Raw genomic sequence first — 19166 nt, 5'->3', positions numbered from 1 at the left:
GGCATTGGTAGTAGCAAGGAATAATTAGAATAAGTATGGCGATTAAGCAAATTCTGTTCGCAAGTCTATTGGCCACTAGTGTGGCTGCGAACGGAGCACAAAACTTTGTAGTTCAAGATATCAAGATCGAAGGTTTACAGCGTGTTGCACTTGGTGCTGCTCTACTGAAAATGCCAGTACGTATTGGCGATGAAGTGGATGAAAGCGATGTGTCTGAGATCATTCGTGCATTGTATGCTTCGGGCAACTTTGAGGACGTTAAAGTACTTCGTGATGAAGGTGTATTGATTGTTCAAGTTCAAGAACGTCCGACCATCGCAAGCATCTCATTCTCTGGTAACAAAGCGATTAAAGAAGAACAGCTTCAGCAGAACCTAGATGCGTCTGGTGTTCGTGAAGGTGAAGCCCTTGACCGTACTACGCTGAGTAACATTGAAAAAGGCCTTGAAGATTTTTACTACAGTGTTGGTAAGTACAACGCGACAGTAAAAGCGGTTGTGACACCTCTGCCACGTAACCGTTCTGACCTTAAGTTTGTGTTTACTGAGGGCGTATCCGCTAAGATTCAGCAAATCAACTTTATCGGTAATGAAGTCTTCTCTGACTCTGAACTGCTTAGTCGTTTCAATCTGAATGTTGATGTTGCATGGTGGAATTTCCTTGCGGATGAAAAATACCAAAAGCAAGTATTAGCCGGTGATATCGAAGCGCTGAAATCTTACTACCTTGACCGTGGTTACCTTAAGTTTAAGGTTGACTCTACGCAGGTGGCGATCTCTCCAGACAAAAAAGGTGTTTACATCACGCTTGGCCTCGATGAAGGCGAAGCCTACACCGTTAAAGATGTCTCTTTCCGTGGTGAATTAATCGGTCGTGAGGCTGACTTCGAAGCGTTAGTGCCATTCGAAGACGGCGATACGTACAACGGTTCTTCGGTAACGTCTTTGGAAGAGAACGTAAAACGAATTCTTGGTGAATCTGGCTACGCGTACCCACAAGTTCGCACGATTCCTGAATTTGACGATGAGACCAAAGAAGTGTCGTTGGTTATCAATGTAGAAGCGGGCAGCCGTATCTATGTTCGTGATATTCGATTCACGGGTAACAACTCAACGAAAGACGAAGTACTGCGTCGTGAAATGCGTCAAATGGAAGGCAGCTGGCTTAACTCTAAGTCCATTGATACCGGTAAGAGCCGTCTTAACCGTTTAGGTTTCTTTGAAACGGTTGATGTACAAACAGTGCGTGTTCCTGGCAGTGAAGACCAAGTTGATTTGGTTTACAACGTTAAGGAAGCGAACTCAGGCAGTATCAACTTTGGTGTTGGCTACGGTACTGAATCAGGTGTTAGTTTCCAAGTTGGTTTGCAACAAGATAACTTTGCAGGTTCAGGTAACCGTGTTGGCGTAAGTGCCATGATGAATGATTACCAAAAGAACGTGAGTTTAGACTACCGTGACCCATACTGGAACCTTGATGGTGTGAGCTTAGGCGGTAAGATCTTCTACAACGAATTTGAAGCCTCTGAAGCGGGCATCGTCGACTATACCAACCAAAGTTACGGTACCAGCCTAACATGGGGTTTCCCTATGGATGAGCTGAACCGTATCGAGTTTGGTGTGGGCTATACGCACAACAAGATCGGTAACGTACCGACTTATATCCAAGTTGAACAGTTCGCGAGAAGTATCGACCAATACGGTGACGAGCACATCTTAACCGATGACTTCGATATCAATATTTCATGGACGCGTAACAATTTGAACCGTGGTTTCTTCCCAACTGAGGGTAACCACCAACGTGCTTTCGCTAAAATGACGGTACCAGGCTCTGATGCTCAGTACTTCAAAATGCAGTACGATGTAAAACATTACATCCCGCTGACCAAAAAGCATGAGTTCACACTATTGATGCGTGGCCGATTAGGCTATGGTAATGGTTATGGTCAAACAGATGGTAACGATAACTTGTTCCCATTCTACGAGAACTACTACGCAGGTGGTTTTACAACCCTACGTGGTTTTGGCTCTAACTCAGCTGGCCCGAAAGCCGTTTACGGCAGCAGCACAGGTAATAACCCAACTTATGATACCGCTACTGATGATTCAGTGGGTGGTAACGCGGTTGCCTTAGCAAGCTTAGAGTTAATTGTACCAACGCCGTTTGCTTCTGATGAAGCGCGCAGCCAAATTCGTACCAGTGTCTTCTTCGATATGGCAAGTGTGTGGGACACAGAGTTCGTAGACCGTGGCGCACCTAACAGTGGCGGCCAGTACTACTACGATTACTCTGATCCAACAAATTACCGTTCATCTTATGGTGCAGCCCTTCAATGGATGTCACCGATGGGCCCACTGGTTTTCTCTCTAGCGAAACCAATTAAAGTTTACGAAGGTGATGATGAGGAATTCTTCACATTCACCATTGGTAGAACTTTCTAATATTTAAAGGACAATATTTTGAAAAATATGATTAAAGCAGCAGGTTTAGGCCTTGTAGTTCTTAGCTCTTCTTTCTTTGCAACAGCTGCTGAAGCTGCGCAAAAAGTGGGTTATGTAAACACTGCACAAGTATTCCAGGCTCTACCTCAGCGTGAAGTTGTTCTTCAAAAAATGCAGGAAGAGTTCAAAGACAAAGCAGCTGAGCTACAGAGCATTCAAGCTGAAGCTAAAACGAAGATTGAAAAGCTTAAGCGTGATGGCGAGCTACTAGGTCCTGACGAAGTTGAGAAGCTACGTATCGAAGTAGGCCAACTAGACAGCAAGTACAAAATCAAAGCTCAAGCACTAGAAAAAGCAAGCCAACGTCGTGAAGCACAAGAGAAGCAGAAGCTATTCAAAGTGATTCAAGATGCTGTAACGAAAGTTGCAGAGAAAGAAGGCTACGACATGATCGTTGATATTCAAGCTCTGCAATACGGCAAGCCAGAATACAACATCTCTGAGAAAGTAATTAAAGCACTGAAATAAGTTTTATGAAGAATCTGACTTTAGCCGAATTGGCAACGATTACCGGGGGAGAGCTACACGGAGATGGTACAATTACCGTTTCAGCAGTCGCTCCGATGGATAAAGCGCAAGAAGGTAACATTACGTTCCTTTCTAACGTGAAGTACAGCAAGCACCTAGGTGACTGTAAAGCGTCCGCTATTATGGTTAAAGAGAGTGAGCGTGAACTGTGCAAGACTAACGTGATTGTGGTTAATGACCCTTATGTTGCTTTTGCTAAAGTTGCTCAAGCGCTTGATACTACTCCTGCTCCCGCAGCGGCTATTGCTGATTCTGCTTCAATCTCTAGCGAAGCAACCATTGGACAAAATGTGTCTATTGGCGCGAACGCTGTGATTGAGTCTGGTGTAGTACTTAGTGATGATGTGATCATCGGTGCTGGTTGCTTTATTGGTAAAAATGCAAAAATTGGCGCAGGCACTAAGCTGTGGGCTAACGTAAGTGTTTACCATGAAGTTGTGATTGGTGAAGGATGTCTGATCCAATCAAGTACTGTTATTGGCTCTGATGGCTTTGGCTATGCGAACGAGAAAGGTGAGTGGGTTAAGATCCCGCAAGTGGGTTCTGTTCGCATTGGTAACCGCGTAGAAATCGGCGCGTGTACTACCATTGACCGTGGTGCATTAGATGACACAATCATTGAAGATAACGTTATCTTAGATAACCAACTTCAAATTGCTCACAATGTTCACATCGGATATGGTTCTGCTCTTGCGGGTGGTACTATCATCGCAGGCAGCACGACGATAGGTAAGTACTGTATTATTGGTGGCGGCAGTGTGATTAATGGTCACATTGAAATCGTTGATGGCGTTACAATCACCGGTATGGGGATGGTAATGCGCAGCATCACTGAGAAAGGCATGTACTCTTCAGGTATTCCTTTACAGCCAAATAAAGATTGGCGTAAAACAGCAACGCGTGTTCATCGAATTGATGAAATGAACAAGCGTTTGAAAACCGTTGAAAAACTTATCGAGAAGAGCGCGGAATCATAATTCCAGCATTTCTAATAAAAGGCTCGCGTACAGCGAGTCTTTTTCGTTTATAATCCTTCTAATTAAATAAAGAATATATATAGGAATACGACTTTGACTACTGAACAGACAACGATGAACATTACTGAAATTCAGGAACTATTACCTCATCGCTACCCATTCTTAATGGTTGATCGTGTGACTAGCTTTGAAAAAGAAAAAACACTGACTGCGATTAAGAATGTCTCTGTTAACGAACCTCAGTTCACAGGCCACTTCCCACAACTTCCTGTATTCCCAGGCGTGTTGATCTTAGAAGCAATGGCACAAGCAACAGGCCTTCTAGCATTTAAATCTTTTGGTGCGCCTTCTGGCAACGAGCTTTACTACTTTGCAAGTGTTGATAAAGCAAAATTCCGTAAGCCAGTAGTACCTGGTGACCAACTGGTTATCGAAGTTGAATTCTTAAAAGAACGTCGTGGCATCGCATCGTTTAATGGTGTTGCTAAGGTTGACGGCGTAGTTGTATGTTCAGCTGAACTTAAATGTGCTCGTAGAGAGTTTTAATATGATTCATGAAACAGCGAAAATTCACCCGGCAGCAGTAATCGAAGGTGATGTAACTATCGGTGCTAACGTGACGGTTGGGCCTTTCACTTACATTGCTGGTAACGTGACCATTGGAGACGACACTGAAGTGATGTCGCACGTTGTGATCAAAGGTCACACAACCATTGGTAAAGAAAACCGTATCTTCCCACACGCTGTTATCGGTGAAGAAAACCAAGATAAGAAATACGGCGGCGAAGACACAACAGTTGTGATCGGTGATCGCAACGTAATTCGTGAAGCGGTTCAAATCCATCGTGGTACGGTTCAAGACAAAGCAACCACAGTGATTGGTGATGACAACTTACTTTGTGTTAATGCTCACGTAGCGCACGATGTTATTGTTGGTAACCACACACACATTGGTAACAACGCTATTCTTGGCGGTCATGTAACGGTTGGCGACTACGCTGGTGTTATGGCACTTTCTGCGATTCACCCATTCTGCTCAATTGGTGCTTACGCATACATCGGTGGCTGTTCTGCAGTTGTTCAAGATGTACTGCCGTACGTGCTTGCACAGGGTAACCACGCGGCTCCATTCGGCCTTAACCTAGTAGGCTTGAAGCGTAACGGATTTGAGAAACCTGAAATTCGTGCACTACAGAAAGCGTACAAAGAGCTATACCGTTCAGGTAAAACACTTGAAGAAGCGAAAGCGGCTTTAGTGGAAATGGCAAAAGAGTTTACTTCGGTAGTTCCTATGCTTGAAATGCTAGAGAACTCTGAGCGCGGTATTATTCGTTAATACTCGATGTGGTTATGTACCAATCCGCGTAAGTATGACAATAATTACTTAATCAGATTGGTATAACAAAAAGATCGCTAATCATTAGGCGATCTTTTTTGTTTTAGGCAAGAAGGGAATTGGAAAACTATGGCACAGCAAGAAACAGCAACCAACAGCACGGACTTTGTTTCGATTGAACCACTGCGCGTAGGTATCGTTGTCGGAGAACTCTCTGGTGACACGCTTGGCGAAGGTTTTATCAAAGCAATCAAATCGCAGTACCCGAACGCTGAATTCGTGGGTATTGGCGGACCAAAAATGAAGGCGCTTGGTTGTGAGTCTCTTTTCGAGATGGAAGAGCTGGCTGTCATGGGCTTAGTTGAAGTACTTGGCCGTTTACCTCGCTTATTAAAAGTGAAAGCAGAGCTGGTAAAGTATTTCACTCAAAACCCGCCAGATGTGTTTGTGGGTATCGATGCGCCCGATTTCAACCTAAGGCTTGAGTTAGACCTTAAGAACGCTGGCATCAAAACGGTGCATTACGTGAGCCCTTCAGTGTGGGCTTGGCGTCCCAAACGTATCTTTAAAATCGACAAAGCAACTGACTTGGTATTGGCTTTCTTGCCGTTCGAAAAAGCGTTCTACGATAAATATAACGTTGCCTGTGAGTTTGTTGGTCACACGTTGGCAGACGCGATTCCTTTAGAGCCAAGTAAACAAGATGCTCGAGAGCTGTTAGGTCTTGATCAAGACAAGCAGTGGTTAGCCGTACTGCCGGGCAGTCGTGGCGGTGAGATGGGTTTGATTGCTCAGCCATTTATCGAAACTTGCCAGCGTATTAAGCAGAAGTATCCGGATATCAACTTTGTTGTTGCGCTCGTTAACGAGCAACGTAAAAAGCAGTTTACTGAAATCTGGCAATCGACCGCACCTGAGCTTGAATTCACGTTAGTCGAAGATACGGCAACCAACGTGATTACCGCCGCTGATTCTGTGCTTTTGGCTTCAGGTACCGTGGCTCTCGAATGTATGTTGCTTAAACGCCCTATGGTGGTTGGTTACAAAGTAAATAAGCTGACGGGTTACATTGTTAAGAAATTGGCGATCACTGAGTTTGTGTCACTGCCGAATATTTTGGCTGGTGAAGAGATCGTGAAAGAGCATATTCTTGAAGAGTGCCACCCAGACTTTTTGTTCCCGTCTGTCGATAAAATGCTATCAGCCGATAACAGTGCCTTGATCGAACGCTTTACCGAGATGCATCACTGGATCCGTAAAGACGCAGACAAACAAGCCGCTAACGCAGTATTGAAATTGATTGACCGACCTTTTGTTGAAGCATAAAGCGCTTACTTACAGAATATTAAGAGATTAGTTATGGCAGTAAAAGAGAAAAAAGAGCTTCCTCCATTTGAATACCCGCAAGGCTACCAGCTGTTTGCTGGCGTGGATGAAGTAGGACGTGGCCCTTTGGTTGGCGACGTGGTGACTGCTGCGGTTATCCTCGATCCAAACAACCCAATCGAAGGCTTAAACGATTCAAAAAAACTGTCTGAGAAAAAGCGCCTTGCTCTGCTTCCTGAAATTAAAGAGAAAGCATTGGCGTGGTCGGTTGGTCGTTGTTCACCACAAGAAATTGATGAGTTGAACATCCTGCAGGCAACCATGGTCGCCATGCAGCGCGCTATCGCTGGGTTGAGCGTTCGGCCTGACATGGCACTGATCGATGGTAACCGTGTTCCTCAACTTCCAATGGACGGTCTGGCTATTGTAAAGGGCGATTTACGAGTAGCAGAGATCAGTGCGGCGTCTATTATCGCTAAAGTGGTTCGCGACCAAGAGATGGAAGAACTCGATAAGCTTCATCCGGAATTTGGCTTTGCTAAACACAAAGGTTACCCGACTAAGGCGCATTTTGAAGCCATTGAAAAGCACGGTGTTACCGAGCATTACCGCAAGAGCTTTAAGCCAGTAAAGCGTATTCTTGGTATAGATTAAACGCTACATGGCTCAGAGCTAAGCTTCGAATAAATTTGCTTACTTGCTGCAGAAAAAAATAGAATACACTCAGTTGTAATCCTAGGCCCTAGCCTAGAACTCAGGAAAAATAATGTCAGATCCAAAATTTGTTCACCTACGCGTACACAGTGACTTTTCTATGGTGGATGGCCTGTCTAAGGTGCCACCGTTAGTTAAGAAAGTCGCTGAAATGGGTATGCCCGCCCTAGCATTGACCGATTTCACTAACCTGTGTGGTTTGGTGAAGTTTTACGGTACTGCCCATGGGTGTGGGGTTAAGCCAATTATTGGTGCTGATTTCCTCATGCAATCTCCAGAATTTGGAGATGAACTGACGAAACTGACGGTGTTGGCGTCTGATAACAAAGGTTATAACAACCTTACCTTGCTGATTTCAAAAGCTTACTTGCGTGGTCACGTGCAACATCAGCCGGTGATCGACAAAGAGTGGTTAATCGAAAACGCTGAAGGATTGATCATCTTATCCGGTGCGAAGGAAGGTGAGATCGGTAAGGCATTGCTGAAAGGTAACCGTGATCTCGTCGCGAGCAGTGTCGAGTTTTACAAGACTCACTTCCCCGATCGCTTTTATTTAGAGTTGATTCGTACAGGGCGTGCCGATGAAGAGTCTTATCTGCACTTTGCACTAGAACTTGCTGAGCAGGAAGACTTGCCTGTTGTTGCAACCAACGAAGTAGTATTCCTAACTGAAGACCTGTTTGATGCCCATGAAATCCGCGTGGCAATTCATGATGGTTTCACTATGGTCGATCCTCGTCGTCCTAAAAATTACAGCGCGCAACAGTATCTTCGTAGCGAAGAAGAGATGTGCGAGTTGTTCTCCGATATCCCTGAAGCACTTGAGAACAGTGTTGAGATTGCTAAGCGTTGTAATGTAACGGTTCGTCTGGGCGAGTACTTCCTGCCTAACTTCCCAACGGAAGGTTTGGCGATTGAAGACTTCTTGATCAAGAAATCTGAAGAAGGCCTTGAGCGACGTCTAGCGTTCCTATTCCCAGATGAAAAAGTGCGTGCTGAGCGCAGACCGGAATACGATGAGCGACTCAAGATTGAGCTCGAAGTTGTTAACAACATGGGTTTCCCAGGTTACTTCTTGATCGTAATGGAGTTCATCCAGTGGTCAAAAGACAACGATGTGCCAGTAGGTCCTGGCCGTGGTTCTGGTGCCGGCTCTCTAGTCGCTTACGCCTTGGATATCACCGATCTCGATCCACTTGAATACGATCTACTTTTCGAACGTTTCTTGAACCCAGAACGTGTATCCATGCCCGATTTCGATATCGACTTCTGTATGGATAAGCGTGACCAAGTTATTGATCACGTGGCTGAAATGTACGGTCGTGATGCCGTTTCTCAGATCATCACCTTTGGTACCATGGCGGCAAAAGCGGTAATCCGCGATGTAGGCCGTGTACTGGGTCACCCGTTTGGTTTCGTCGATCGAATTTCAAAGCTTGTACCGCCAGATCCGGGTATGACGCTAGAGAAAGCATTCCTTGCTGAACCTGCATTGCCAGAGCTTTACGATGGCGATGAAGAAGTTCGTGAGCTGATCGATAAGTGTCGCATCCTTGAAGGTTGTACGCGAAATGCCGGTAAGCACGCGGGCGGTGTTGTTATCTCACCCACCACGATCACCGATTTTGCGCCAATCTATGCCGATGCAGAAGGTAACTTCCCAGTAACGCAATTCGATAAGAATGACGTTGAAACCGCCGGTTTGGTTAAGTTCGACTTCTTGGGTCTACGTACTCTGACCATCATCGATTGGGCGTTAGGCCTTGTAAACCCTCGCCTGAAGAAAGAAGGCAAAGAGCCGGTTCGTATCGAGTCGATTCCTCTTGATGACCAAGCGTCATTTAACCTATTACAAAATTCTGAAACCACCGCGGTATTCCAGCTGGAATCGCGTGGTATGAAAGACCTTATCAAACGTCTACAGCCCGACTGTTTTGAAGATATTATCGCATTGGTAGCCCTGTTCCGTCCGGGTCCTCTGCAATCAGGCATGGTAGATAACTTTATCGACCGTAAACACGGCCGTGAAGCGGTTTCTTACCCTGATGAAACGTGGCAACACGAATCGCTGAAAGAGACGCTAGAACCTACGTACGGCATCATCCTGTATCAAGAGCAGGTAATGCAAATCGCACAGATCCTTGCTGGCTATACGCTTGGTGGAGCGGATATGTTGCGTCGTGCGATGGGTAAGAAAAAGCCAGAAGAGATGGCAAAGCAGCGTGGTACCTTTAAAGAGGGTGCTGAAGCCAATGGTGTTGATGGCGAGCTGGCCATGAAGATCTTTGACTTGGTAGAGAAATTTGCGGGCTACGGCTTTAACAAATCTCACTCCGCAGCATATGCACTGGTTTCTTATCAAACGCTATGGCTGAAAACGCACTACCCAGCGGAATTTATGGCTGCGGTAATGACGGCAGATATGGATAACACCGAGAAGGTTATTGGCCTTGTTGATGAATGTTTCCGTATGAAGCTCAAGCTTTTACCACCAGATATCAACTCGGGTCTGTACCGCTTTAACGTGGATGAAGATGGCGCGATTGTTTATGGCATCGGTGCGATCAAAGGGGTCGGTGAAGGCCCTATTGAAGCGATTATTGAAGCGCGAAATAAAGGTGGTTACTTTAAAGACTTATTCGACTTCTGTGCACGTCTTGATCTGAAGAAGGTTAATAAACGTGTTATCGAAAAGTTGATTCTATCCGGAGCCTTAGATAGATTAGGTCCTCACCGAGCGGCGATGATGGCATCTTTGAAAGATGCGGTGAAGGCAGCGAGTCAACATCACCATGCCGAGTCTTTTGGTCAATCTGATATGTTTGGCGTGTTGACCGACGCTCCGGAAGAGGTTGAACACAAGTATACCCAAGTGCCTAAATGGCCTGAGAAGGTTTGGCTTGAAGGTGAACGTGAAACGCTTGGTTTGTATTTAACGGGTCACCCGGTTAACGCTTACATCAAAGAGTTAGCGAAATACACCAGCTGTCGTTTGAAAGATGCCACGCCAACGCGTCGTGACCAATCACTAACAATTGCAGGCTTGGTGATTGCTGCGAGAGTGATGACGACGAAGCGCGGCACGCGAATTGGTTTGATGACACTTGATGACCGTTCGGGCCGAATGGAAGTGATGTTGTTCTCGGATGCGCTCGATCGCTACGCAGAATTGCTCGAAAAAGACAAAATTGTGGTCGTTTCCGGACAGGTCAGCTTTGATGATTTCAATGGCGGGCTTAAAATGTCCGCGCGCGAGGTCATGGACTTAGGAAGCGCCCGTGAGAAATATGCTCGTGGGGTGTCGATATCTATCGACCAATCCCAAATTAACGGTCAATTTTTTGAACGCTTTAGTCAAATCTTAGAACCTTATAGAGCCGGAACGGTCCCAGTCAATGTATACTACCAGCGTGCCGACGCTAGAGCGCGGTTAACATTGGGCACAGAATGGCGCGTGACGCCAAGTGATACATTACTAGACGAATTAAAACAGCTGCTTGGAAATAGCCAAGTAGAACTCGAATTTAACTAAAATTTAGCTTCGCGAATGCGGAGCTGAATCAACAAGGATTCATAGATGAGCCTGAACTTTCTAGAATTTGAAAAGCCTATCGCTGAACTTGAAGCAAAAATCGAAGCGCTACGTGACGTTTCGCGTCACGGTGGTGACACAGCGGTAGATCTAGACAAAGAAATCGAACAACTAGAGAAAAAAAGCTTAGAGCTTAAACAGAAAATCTTTAGTGACTTAGGTGCATGGCAGGTAGCTCAACTTGCTCGTCACCCTCAACGTCCTTACACCAAAGATTACCTGGAGCATGCATTCACAGAGTTTGAAGAGATGGCGGGCGATCGCGCTTACGCTGACGACAAAGCTATTGTGGGTGGTATGGCTCGTCTAAATGGCCGTCCTGTTATGGTTATTGGTCACCAGAAAGGTCGTGAGACTAAAGAGAAAGTGATCCGTAACTTTGGTATGCCGAAGCCAGAAGGTTACCGTAAGGCGCTACGTCTAATGGAAACTGCTGAGCGTTTCAACATGCCTATTATTACTTTCATCGACACAGCGGGCGCATACCCAGGTGTTGGTGCTGAAGAGCGTGGTCAATCTGAAGCTATCGCTAAAAACCTAAAAGTGATGGCTGGCCTTTCAGTTCCTGTTATCTGTAACGTTGTGGGTGAAGGCGGTTCTGGTGGCGCACTAGCGATTGGTGTTGGTGACTACGTGAACATGCTTCAGTACTCTACGTACTCAGTAATCTCTCCAGAAGGTTGTGCTTCAATCTTATGGCGCGATTCAGATAAAGCACCACAAGCAGCTGAAGCGATGGGCCTGATTGCTCCTCGTCTTAAAGAGCTTGAGCTTATCGACGAAATCATTCCTGAGCCTCTAGGTGGCGCGCACCGCGACCCTGCACAAACCGCTCAAAACATGAAAGACATGTTAGTTAAACAGCTAGAAGAGCTAGAGCAGTTTGATAACGAAACGCTGCTTGAGCGTCGTTACCAGCGTCTAATGAGCTACGGCTACTGCTGATAACTTGCCTTAGCGATAAGGCTAGCTATACGAACAAATGATGAAAGGGTTGGAATCAGTGCCACCCCTTTTTTATTATTAAAACATTATCCCTTAAAACACGATCTCTTGGTTTATTAGCCTCATGACACACTTAATTGATACCTTCACATCTGTACTTGATCAAAGCGCGCTTAAGCCTTGTCGGTTGATCGTCGCTTTCAGTGGTGGTGTCGATTCACGAGTGTTGTTGGAGTTGGCTGCCCAATTCGCTAAGTCCCATCACATCGATTGCTGTGCGGTACATGTTCACCACGGCTTAAGCAACAATGCTGATTATTGGGCAGAGCAGTGCAAAACATGGTGTGATGCTTTGTCGGTATCCTTGTTCATTGAACGAGTCTCGCTAGATATTAGCCGTGGAGAAAGCGTTGAAAAGCTGGCTCGAGACGCGCGATACCAAGCCCTTAAAAAGCATATTAGACAAGGTGATGTGTTAGTGACAGGCCAGCACATCGATGACCAAGTCGAGACCTTCTTGTTAGCTCTTAAGCGTGGCAGTGGTCCGAAAGGGCTCTCTTCAATGGCGAAAGTGATGCCATTTTCAGGTGCTCATATCGTTCGCCCACTGCTGTCGGTGACGAGAACGGATATTGAAGTGGCGGCGCGCGATATGGCTTTAACTTGGGTAGAAGATGAGAGTAATCAAGACGTTCGCTTTGACCGTAATTTTATTCGTCATCAAGTCACTCCGACACTGACCGAGCGTTGGCCTAGTTTTCGAGAATCGGTCAGTCGTAGTGCTCAGCTATGTGCAGAGCAAGAGTTACTGTTGGATGAGTTGTTAGAATCTCACTTACAACAAGCTTTGACTGAGAAGCACAGCTTAAGTATTGAGGTATTATCTCAGTACTCTGATTTACTGCGTGCACGCTTATTAAGAATGTGGCTGAGCCGCTGTAATCAACCGATGCCGAGCCAAAAGCAGCTCAAACTTATATGGGATGAGGTGGCATGTGCTCAGGCAGACGCCAACCCTAAGCTGGTGTTGAATGAGGTTGAGGTTAGACGTTTTAATCATCAGCTCCATGTCGTAAAAGAGACCAAAGACTTGTCGAACTGGCAAAGTGATATCTCGATGGAAGAGAGCTTAGTTTTGCCTGACGGTTTAGGGGAACTACACTTAACTTCAGCGGCGAGTGATGGTGTATCTAACCACTGTGATGCGCAACATTTTAGTCTCAACACAACGAGAGGAACACTGCGAGTGATATTTAACCCTGAGGGATTGTCAGCACACCCTGTTGGGCGCGGTCATAGCAGGAAGCTTAAGAAGTTGTTTCAAGAGTACCAAGTACCCAGTTGGTTAAGACGCAGAACGCCGATATTAATGGATGGCGATCGAGTGATCGCTGTTTTAGGCTTATTCGTAGATAAAAACTACGAAGGTCAAGATTGTGAAGCGCTTTGGAGCAAGTAGAAAAAGTTTATGTCACAATTCACCGTCACTTTAATAAAAATAATTAATGGAATATGCAATGAAGAAAATTACACTAGGATTAGTTCTTGGATTTGGACTATTGAGTGGTAACGCTCTGGCGGCTGATGTTGCTGCGGGTCAAGCTAAAGCAGCAATCTGTGCGGCATGTCATGGTGCAGACGGTATCGCAGTGATCCCTGGCTATCCAAACCTTAAAGGTCAAAACGAGCAATACATCGCTTCATCAATTAAGGCCTATAAGAATGGCCAGCGCACCGGCGGTTTGGCCGCTGTAATGCAGGCTCAAGCTTCAATGCTGAGTGATGAAGACATCGCAAATCTAGCCGCTTACTACGCAAGCCTTAAGTAAAACCTTCTCAAAGCGCTGATTAAACAAGATGATAAATTTCGAGCCAGAGCTTTAAAGCTCTGGCTTTTTTCATTGAATGTTTACTATAGCTAACCGATAATGAGCCATTCGCACAGTTTAAGGGATGAACATGAAAAAGATTGAAGCCATTATCAAGCCATTCAAACTTGATGATGTACGTGAAGCACTTGCAGAAGTGGGTATTACGGGTATGACAGTATCTGAAGTTAAAGGCTTTGGACGTCAAAAAGGTCATACTGAGCTATACCGCGGCGCAGAGTACATGGTCGACTTTTTACCTAAAGTGAAACTAGAAATCGTTGTGACCGACGAAGTGGCTGACCAATGTGTTGATACCATCATTGAGACGGCTCAAACAGGTAAAATTGGTGACGGTAAGATCTTCATTACTGAAGTTGAACGTGTGGTACGTATTCGTACTGGCGAAGAAGACGAAGACGCCGTATAAAAACTATTACCCTAAAAGGAGCGTTTATCGCTCCTTTTTCATCTCTGGTAGGGTGCTGTATGTTTAAGAAAACCATCATTGTTATCACGTTATTGATAACGCTTGCTGTCGTTAGTTTTCATTTTATCTTCGTGATCCCGAATAAACCCAACCTGATCATTTCCTCTCAAAGTACCAGTAACGACATCTACAGTTGCTACCAAAACTCTGCACCGAAAGCGATTGATGTGTCTGATGGCTTAGACATTACGGTGTGGAATATCTACAAGCAAAACCGAAATAATTGGCAGAGTGAGTTAAATAAGCTGTCGGCAGGTAGCGATTTAGTCTTGCTGCAAGAAGCTAGTATGACAGAAGGACTTCGCCAATGGGTAATGAGCGGACAGTGGGGAAGCACACGTGTTAATGCGTTTGAGGCCTTTGAGCAAAGTGCTGGGGTACTCAACCTAGCAACCCATTTACCGATTGAAGCGTGTGCTTATACTCATGAAGAACCTTGGCTTCAACTGCCTAAATCGGCGCTTTGGTCGCGTTACCAACTAAACAATGGCGAAGAGCTGGCTGTGATTAATATCCACGCTGTGAACTTTACCTTTGGTACGGAAGATTACGAGGCTCAGCTCAAGAGCTTAACTGACAATCTGCAAAAGTATCGTGGGCCGGTTATTTTTGCTGGGGACTTTAATAGCTGGAGTGAAGCTCGCTTTGCTGTATTGAAAGATGCGTTGGAGAAGGTTGGTTTGACGGAAGTTGCCTTTGAGCCAGATAACAGAACTCAGTTCATTACAGGACTGGTGCTCGACCATGTGTTCTATCGAGGGCTAGAGGTAGAAAAAGCAAAAGCGCCCATTACGGACGCTTCTGATCATAACCCTATGCGAGTGACCTTTAAGGCTAAATAGTGATTAGCTATTAGTCATTGGAACTTAACCATTCGCACGGTGGTTACCTTGGGAAATCTAACGGAACAATAGGCTAGAGAGTCTTCGCTAGCCTTATCTCTTCTACTTAAAAGATTAAAATGTAGAGCGCCCAGATTAGGTAGTAGCCAACCCATGGTAAGCCTGAAATCACAAGCGCTTGCCCGCGTTCAAACTCAGTCCACGTTAATACCGCAGCATAACCTAGCACGATGTACCATGGCAGAAGCAGTGGTAATGAGCTAGCAAACTGTGACCAATCATTAGTTAGCGGTAACTTGATCAAGCCATTTAAGCTGTTCAAGTCGGCAGCGTAGTTCATCACATGTCCATGCTTGAGTATCAGGCTTGCGTAGCTTGCTACATCACCTAAAACAGCTGGGAATATAACAACCGATGCCGCTGCAAACCATCGCCAAAAGCTGTGCTGATGTTGGCTTGGCTTGGTTGCTAGGTTAAACCAGAATGCCAATAGAACGATGGTTAATGTTCGGCCAAATACGTCGCTGATGATTTCACTTGCGAGTAAGGTATTGCTGTCAAGTAACGCCAATTGGTCAGGGTTCGTTTGAGCCAGTTGCTGCGAGAGCTCTGCACTTAACCATGCAAAATCTACATTCGAAAAATAAGCACCCCAAAACAAAAATGGGCTGAGCATTAATACGACGTAGGGTTGCCATCCCCAAGCACTTCGTTGATAAAGCGCTAAGAAACAAGCTGTTGGCGAACGGAATATATCCAACAGCATGACGAGTGGGTTACTTGACGGGTTCATACACTTACCTTAGTTACATCAACATACAGCTTCAGTTTTTGTCCTGGCTGTAGGTATTTTTTGTTCTGCAAAGTGTTCCATTTTACAACATCTGTACTTTTTACTTTGAACTTTGATGCAATACCGCTGACTGTGTCACCCGATCTTACGTTATAAAAGATCGTACGGATGATGGCGCCGTCTGAGCCGTTCTTCCAAATGACCAGTTCTTGACCAACTCTAAGCGTGTCGCGTGGTCCCATGCCATTCCACTTAGCCAGTGATTGATGAGAGACCTTATTTGCGCGTGCAATCGTCCATAGGCTGTCACCACTTCTTACAGTATGGCTGAGCTTATATTGACCACGACTCTTCGACTGTGTGCTTGCTAGGCGGTTTGAGGCGCTTAGGGCGTATGTCTTGTCGTCTTTGGTGGATGTTGGGATAAGTAAGTGCTGGCCAATACGAATATTGTTGTTGCTCAAACCGTTTGCAGAGCGGATCACTTTGCTGGTGGTGTTATATTTGCTTGCCAGTACGCTAATGCTGTCACCAGATTGAACCTTGTAACGCACCAACTTCATGCCTTTGCCTTTATTGGCAGCGACTTCTTTGTTGAATTTCTCAACTGAATCTAAAGGAAGTAATAGTTGTTGGTGTTTCTCTGGTGCCGTTGCCCATTGGTTGTAAGCCGGGTTGTAACCTTGAAGTTCTTTGACAGGAATGCCTGCGTAGTTCGCAGCAATGGCTAAATCAAGCTGTTCTTCAGGGTTAACCAGAGTCAGCACTGGCTTATTCGGGATCGCCGGAATATCGATGCCATACTTTTCTTGGTTGGCAATGACATCTGCTAGAGCAAGCAGTTTAGGTACATAGCTGCTGGTCTCTTTTGGTAAGTCCAAAGAGAAGAAGTCGATTGGCTTGCCAAGCTTCTTGTTCTTGCGGATTGCGCTGTTTACTCGACCACCACCACTGTTATAGGCAGCAATCGCATGATTCCAGTCGCCATCGAAACGTCGGTTAAGATCTGAGAGGAAGTCCAATGCGGCGTCGGTAGAGGCGGCAACATCGCGGCGGCCGTCATACCAAAAGTTCTGTTCAAGCCCGTAGTCTTTGCCAGTGCCTGAAATGAATTGCCATAGACCAGCAGCACTGCCATGAGAGTAGGCAAATGCATCGAAAGAGCTTTCTACAACGGGTAGTAGTGCCAATTCTAGTGGTAAGCCTTTTTCTTCAATCTTAGTCGTGATCAGATACAAGAAAGGTTCAGCACGCTTTGATACTGTTTTTAGATGACTCGGGTGCTTGAGATACCAAGTTCGGTAGTAGTCGACCTTCTTTTGGTCTGGCACTTCCATTTCAAGTTGCATCGCAATGCGTTTCCAAACATCTTCTTGTGTTTGTGGAGTAACGACAGGTGCTTCAACTTTTTGATCTTCTTTGGCTGTTGCTTCTGATGAAACGTTCGCTTGAGAAACTTCTTTAGTAGGAGATGTGTTGGTTTGCTCGGAAGCTTGGTCTGGATTCTCTGACTGAGTTAATTGGCAACCAGAAAGTAGTAATACCAAAGCCCAGCTGTACTTAACTCGCATGTTACAGCCTTTTTAATTAACGGCCGATGATAATACTTGCCACCCCCTATGAGTGACAAGTCTGTATTTGTTAAAATTCGTTCTTCCACGCACGTAAAGCGGTGAATACCGATAAAGGATCGGTCTGCTCGGTGCGATTAGACACTGATTTCACTACACTTGGCTCGGTATAGCGCAGGAAGGGGTTCACAAACTTCTCTTGTCTCAAATTTGTGGGGATGGTCGACTTATTTTGAGCGCGAAGTCGGTTCACTTGGTCGCGATATTGCTGCAAATGTTGGTTATCAGGCTCTACGGCTAATGCGAAAGCGATATTGGCTGCAGTGTACTCATGTGCACAATAAACTTCGGTTTCTTGAGGCAGAGCCGTGATCTTATTCAGTGCATCGAACATCTGTTGTGGTGTGCCTTCCATGATTCGGCCACAGCCCGCAGAGAACAACACATCACCACAAAACAGTTTGGCATCGCCCACATAACCAATATGACCCGCAGTATGGCCACTGAGCCCTAGGACGAGGAATACTTCGCCAAACAGTTCTAATTGATCACCATCATCGACCGGATGAGTTAAGGTAGGGATAGGTTCATTCCTTGGACCGACAACATCCACGCCGGGAAATTGTCTAACGAGTTCTGGAACACCACCAATGTGATCGTGGTGGTGGTGTGTAATCAAGATTGCATCTAAAGTTAGCTCATGGTGTGCCAAGTACTCTAATACTGGAGCCGCATCACCAGGGTCGACGACAGCACAACGGCGATCGCTATTTTGAATCAGCCAGATGTAATTGTCGTTAAATGCAGGTATGCTTTTGATATGTAACATTATTGGTTCTCCAGTCACTATTAGTGCGACAGAATAAGTGAGACAGATTATTGATGAAGCCAGCACGTAGCAGAAAGAAGTTTGAACGTCCTTACACTTGGGCGCAATTGCACAATGGGGACTGGTTGAGAGAATCTATTCAAACTCGACTCGATGAGTGGTGCCCAAAGCTATTTGGTTACCATATGCTCAAGCTCGGTGGCCTCAGTAGTGAGATTTCTAGCTGCACATGCAACATTCAACATCAAGTAAACCTAGATATCCAGAACCCATTACATAATGTGATAGCGGATGGCTATAATTTACCCTTTTTGGAGAAAAGCTTTGATGTTGTGGTGCTCAGTCATCAATTAGATTATAGCAATGACCCGCATCGCTTATTGAGAGAAGTCGATCGAGTGATGATGGACGATGGCTATATCATTATCACGGGCTTCAACCCAATCAGTGTCACTGGGCTTGCCAGTTTGATGCCTTGGCGAAAGAACAGCTTGCCTTGGAGTGGGCGTATGTACACGCCAAGTCGAATTAAAGACTGGTTAGGTGTACTTAACTATGAAGTAATTCATTGTGACACCTACGCGCTGTTTCCGATGAGTAAGTATCAAGCGATGTGGACGTGGTTGGAGAACAGCTTAGGTGGTTGTGCATCCTTCGCCGGAAGCCAATACTTTATTGTTGCTCGTAAGCGTACTTACCCGCTAAAACCCATCAAACCACATTGGCACCTTAAGCGACGTTTCTCGCCTGTTGGGGCAAGTTTTAGAACCAATACGCGCCGTACAATGGATTCAGCCAAAGCGTCATATCCGCTAAAAACAGAAAAAGCCGATTAGTGAACTGACCCCCAATAG

General features: G+C 45.5%; 17 protein-coding genes. 14 read left to right on the top strand and 3 right to left on the bottom strand.

What is annotated here, in order from left to right:
- The first annotated feature begins 35 nt into the window (after positions 1-35).
- The 13 genes from bamA (at position 36) to AB4507_RS13705 (ending at position 15119) form a co-directional block, all read left to right on the top strand.
- Positions 36-2441 (top strand): outer membrane protein assembly factor BamA, encoded by a 2406-nt coding sequence (gene bamA / locus AB4507_RS13765; RefSeq protein WP_017069384.1) that lies wholly within the window; start codon positions 36-38, stop codon positions 2439-2441.
- A gap of 27 nt (positions 2442-2468) precedes the next feature.
- On the top strand, positions 2469-2969 hold the full coding sequence (locus tag AB4507_RS13760; protein ID WP_017056311.1) for an OmpH family outer membrane protein: 501 nt from the start codon (positions 2469-2471) through the stop codon (positions 2967-2969).
- A 5-nt stretch (positions 2970-2974) separates the two neighbouring features.
- Positions 2975-4006 (top strand): UDP-3-O-(3-hydroxymyristoyl)glucosamine N-acyltransferase, encoded by a 1032-nt coding sequence (gene lpxD / locus AB4507_RS13755; RefSeq protein ID WP_171732507.1) that lies wholly within the window; start codon positions 2975-2977, stop codon positions 4004-4006.
- A 93-nt stretch (positions 4007-4099) separates the two neighbouring features.
- Positions 4100-4552, top strand: a complete 453-nt coding sequence (gene fabZ / locus AB4507_RS13750) for a 3-hydroxyacyl-ACP dehydratase FabZ (protein ID WP_009847408.1) — start codon at positions 4100-4102, stop codon at positions 4550-4552.
- A 1-nt stretch (position 4553) separates the two neighbouring features.
- A complete protein-coding gene (gene lpxA, locus AB4507_RS13745) occupies positions 4554-5342 on the top strand; it encodes an acyl-ACP--UDP-N-acetylglucosamine O-acyltransferase (RefSeq protein WP_017069381.1) in 789 nt (262 codons plus the stop codon).
- Between the two features lie 129 nt (positions 5343-5471).
- A complete protein-coding gene (lpxB, locus tag AB4507_RS13740) occupies positions 5472-6668 on the top strand; it encodes a lipid-A-disaccharide synthase (RefSeq protein WP_102320145.1) in 1197 nt (398 codons plus the stop codon).
- A 33-nt stretch (positions 6669-6701) separates the two neighbouring features.
- Positions 6702-7322 carry a ribonuclease HII gene (gene rnhB / locus AB4507_RS13735; protein ID WP_372182838.1) on the top strand — a complete coding sequence of 207 codons (621 nt, stop codon included), beginning with the start codon at positions 6702-6704 and terminating at the stop codon, positions 7320-7322.
- A gap of 112 nt (positions 7323-7434) precedes the next feature.
- A complete protein-coding gene (dnaE, locus tag AB4507_RS13730) occupies positions 7435-10914 on the top strand; it encodes a DNA polymerase III subunit alpha (protein WP_102394428.1) in 3480 nt (1159 codons plus the stop codon).
- Positions 10915-10959: 45 nt separating this feature from the next.
- Entirely contained in the window at positions 10960-11919 is a 960-nt protein-coding gene (gene accA / locus AB4507_RS13725; RefSeq protein WP_017060731.1) for an acetyl-CoA carboxylase carboxyl transferase subunit alpha, read from the top strand.
- Positions 11920-12043: 124 nt separating this feature from the next.
- Positions 12044-13378 (top strand): tRNA lysidine(34) synthetase TilS, encoded by a 1335-nt coding sequence (gene tilS / locus AB4507_RS13720; RefSeq protein ID WP_017060730.1) that lies wholly within the window; start codon positions 12044-12046, stop codon positions 13376-13378.
- Positions 13379-13424: 46 nt separating this feature from the next.
- A complete protein-coding gene (locus AB4507_RS13715; protein WP_170791809.1) occupies positions 13425-13748 on the top strand; it encodes a cytochrome c in 324 nt (107 codons plus the stop codon).
- A 130-nt stretch (positions 13749-13878) separates the two neighbouring features.
- Complete coding sequence (gene glnB, locus AB4507_RS13710; RefSeq protein ID WP_017063373.1) at positions 13879-14217, top strand: nitrogen regulatory protein P-II; 339 nt, start codon at positions 13879-13881, stop codon at positions 14215-14217.
- Between the two features lie 59 nt (positions 14218-14276).
- Positions 14277-15119, top strand: coding sequence for an endonuclease/exonuclease/phosphatase family protein (locus tag AB4507_RS13705; RefSeq protein WP_017060728.1), 843 nt, complete (start codon positions 14277-14279; stop codon positions 15117-15119).
- 106 nt (positions 15120-15225) lie between these two features.
- Here the strand turns inward: AB4507_RS13705 and AB4507_RS13700 are convergent, their stop codons facing one another.
- The 3 genes from AB4507_RS13700 to gloB all read right to left on the bottom strand — a co-directional run bounded on the left by AB4507_RS13700 (position 15226) and on the right by gloB (position 18312).
- On the bottom strand, positions 15226-15912 hold the full coding sequence (locus AB4507_RS13700; RefSeq protein ID WP_017060727.1) for a YIP1 family protein: 687 nt from the start codon (positions 15910-15912) through the stop codon (positions 15226-15228).
- A complete protein-coding gene (locus tag AB4507_RS13695; RefSeq protein WP_017063374.1) occupies positions 15909-17483 on the bottom strand; it encodes a LysM peptidoglycan-binding domain-containing protein in 1575 nt (524 codons plus the stop codon). Before AB4507_RS13695 ends, AB4507_RS13700 begins: the two co-directional genes overlap by 4 nt.
- Before the next feature lie 70 nt (positions 17484-17553).
- Entirely contained in the window at positions 17554-18312 is a 759-nt protein-coding gene (gloB, locus tag AB4507_RS13690) for a hydroxyacylglutathione hydrolase (RefSeq protein WP_017060725.1), read from the bottom strand.
- 53 nt (positions 18313-18365) lie between these two features.
- Here gloB and AB4507_RS13685 point away from each other — a divergent pair, with 53 nt between their 5' ends.
- Positions 18366-19148: a class I SAM-dependent methyltransferase gene (locus AB4507_RS13685; RefSeq protein WP_017060724.1), complete on the top strand. Its 783-nt coding sequence runs from the start codon at positions 18366-18368 to the stop codon at positions 19146-19148.
- The last annotated feature ends 18 nt before the right edge of the window (positions 19149-19166 follow it).

This window comes from Vibrio sp. 10N.222.54.A3 (assembly GCF_041474095.1).
GTDB classification, from domain to species: Bacteria; Pseudomonadota; Gammaproteobacteria; order Enterobacterales; family Vibrionaceae; genus Vibrio; species Vibrio crassostreae_C.
The sequence above is the reverse complement of the archived record's forward strand: the minus strand, read 5'-3'. Positions and strand labels throughout refer to the sequence as shown.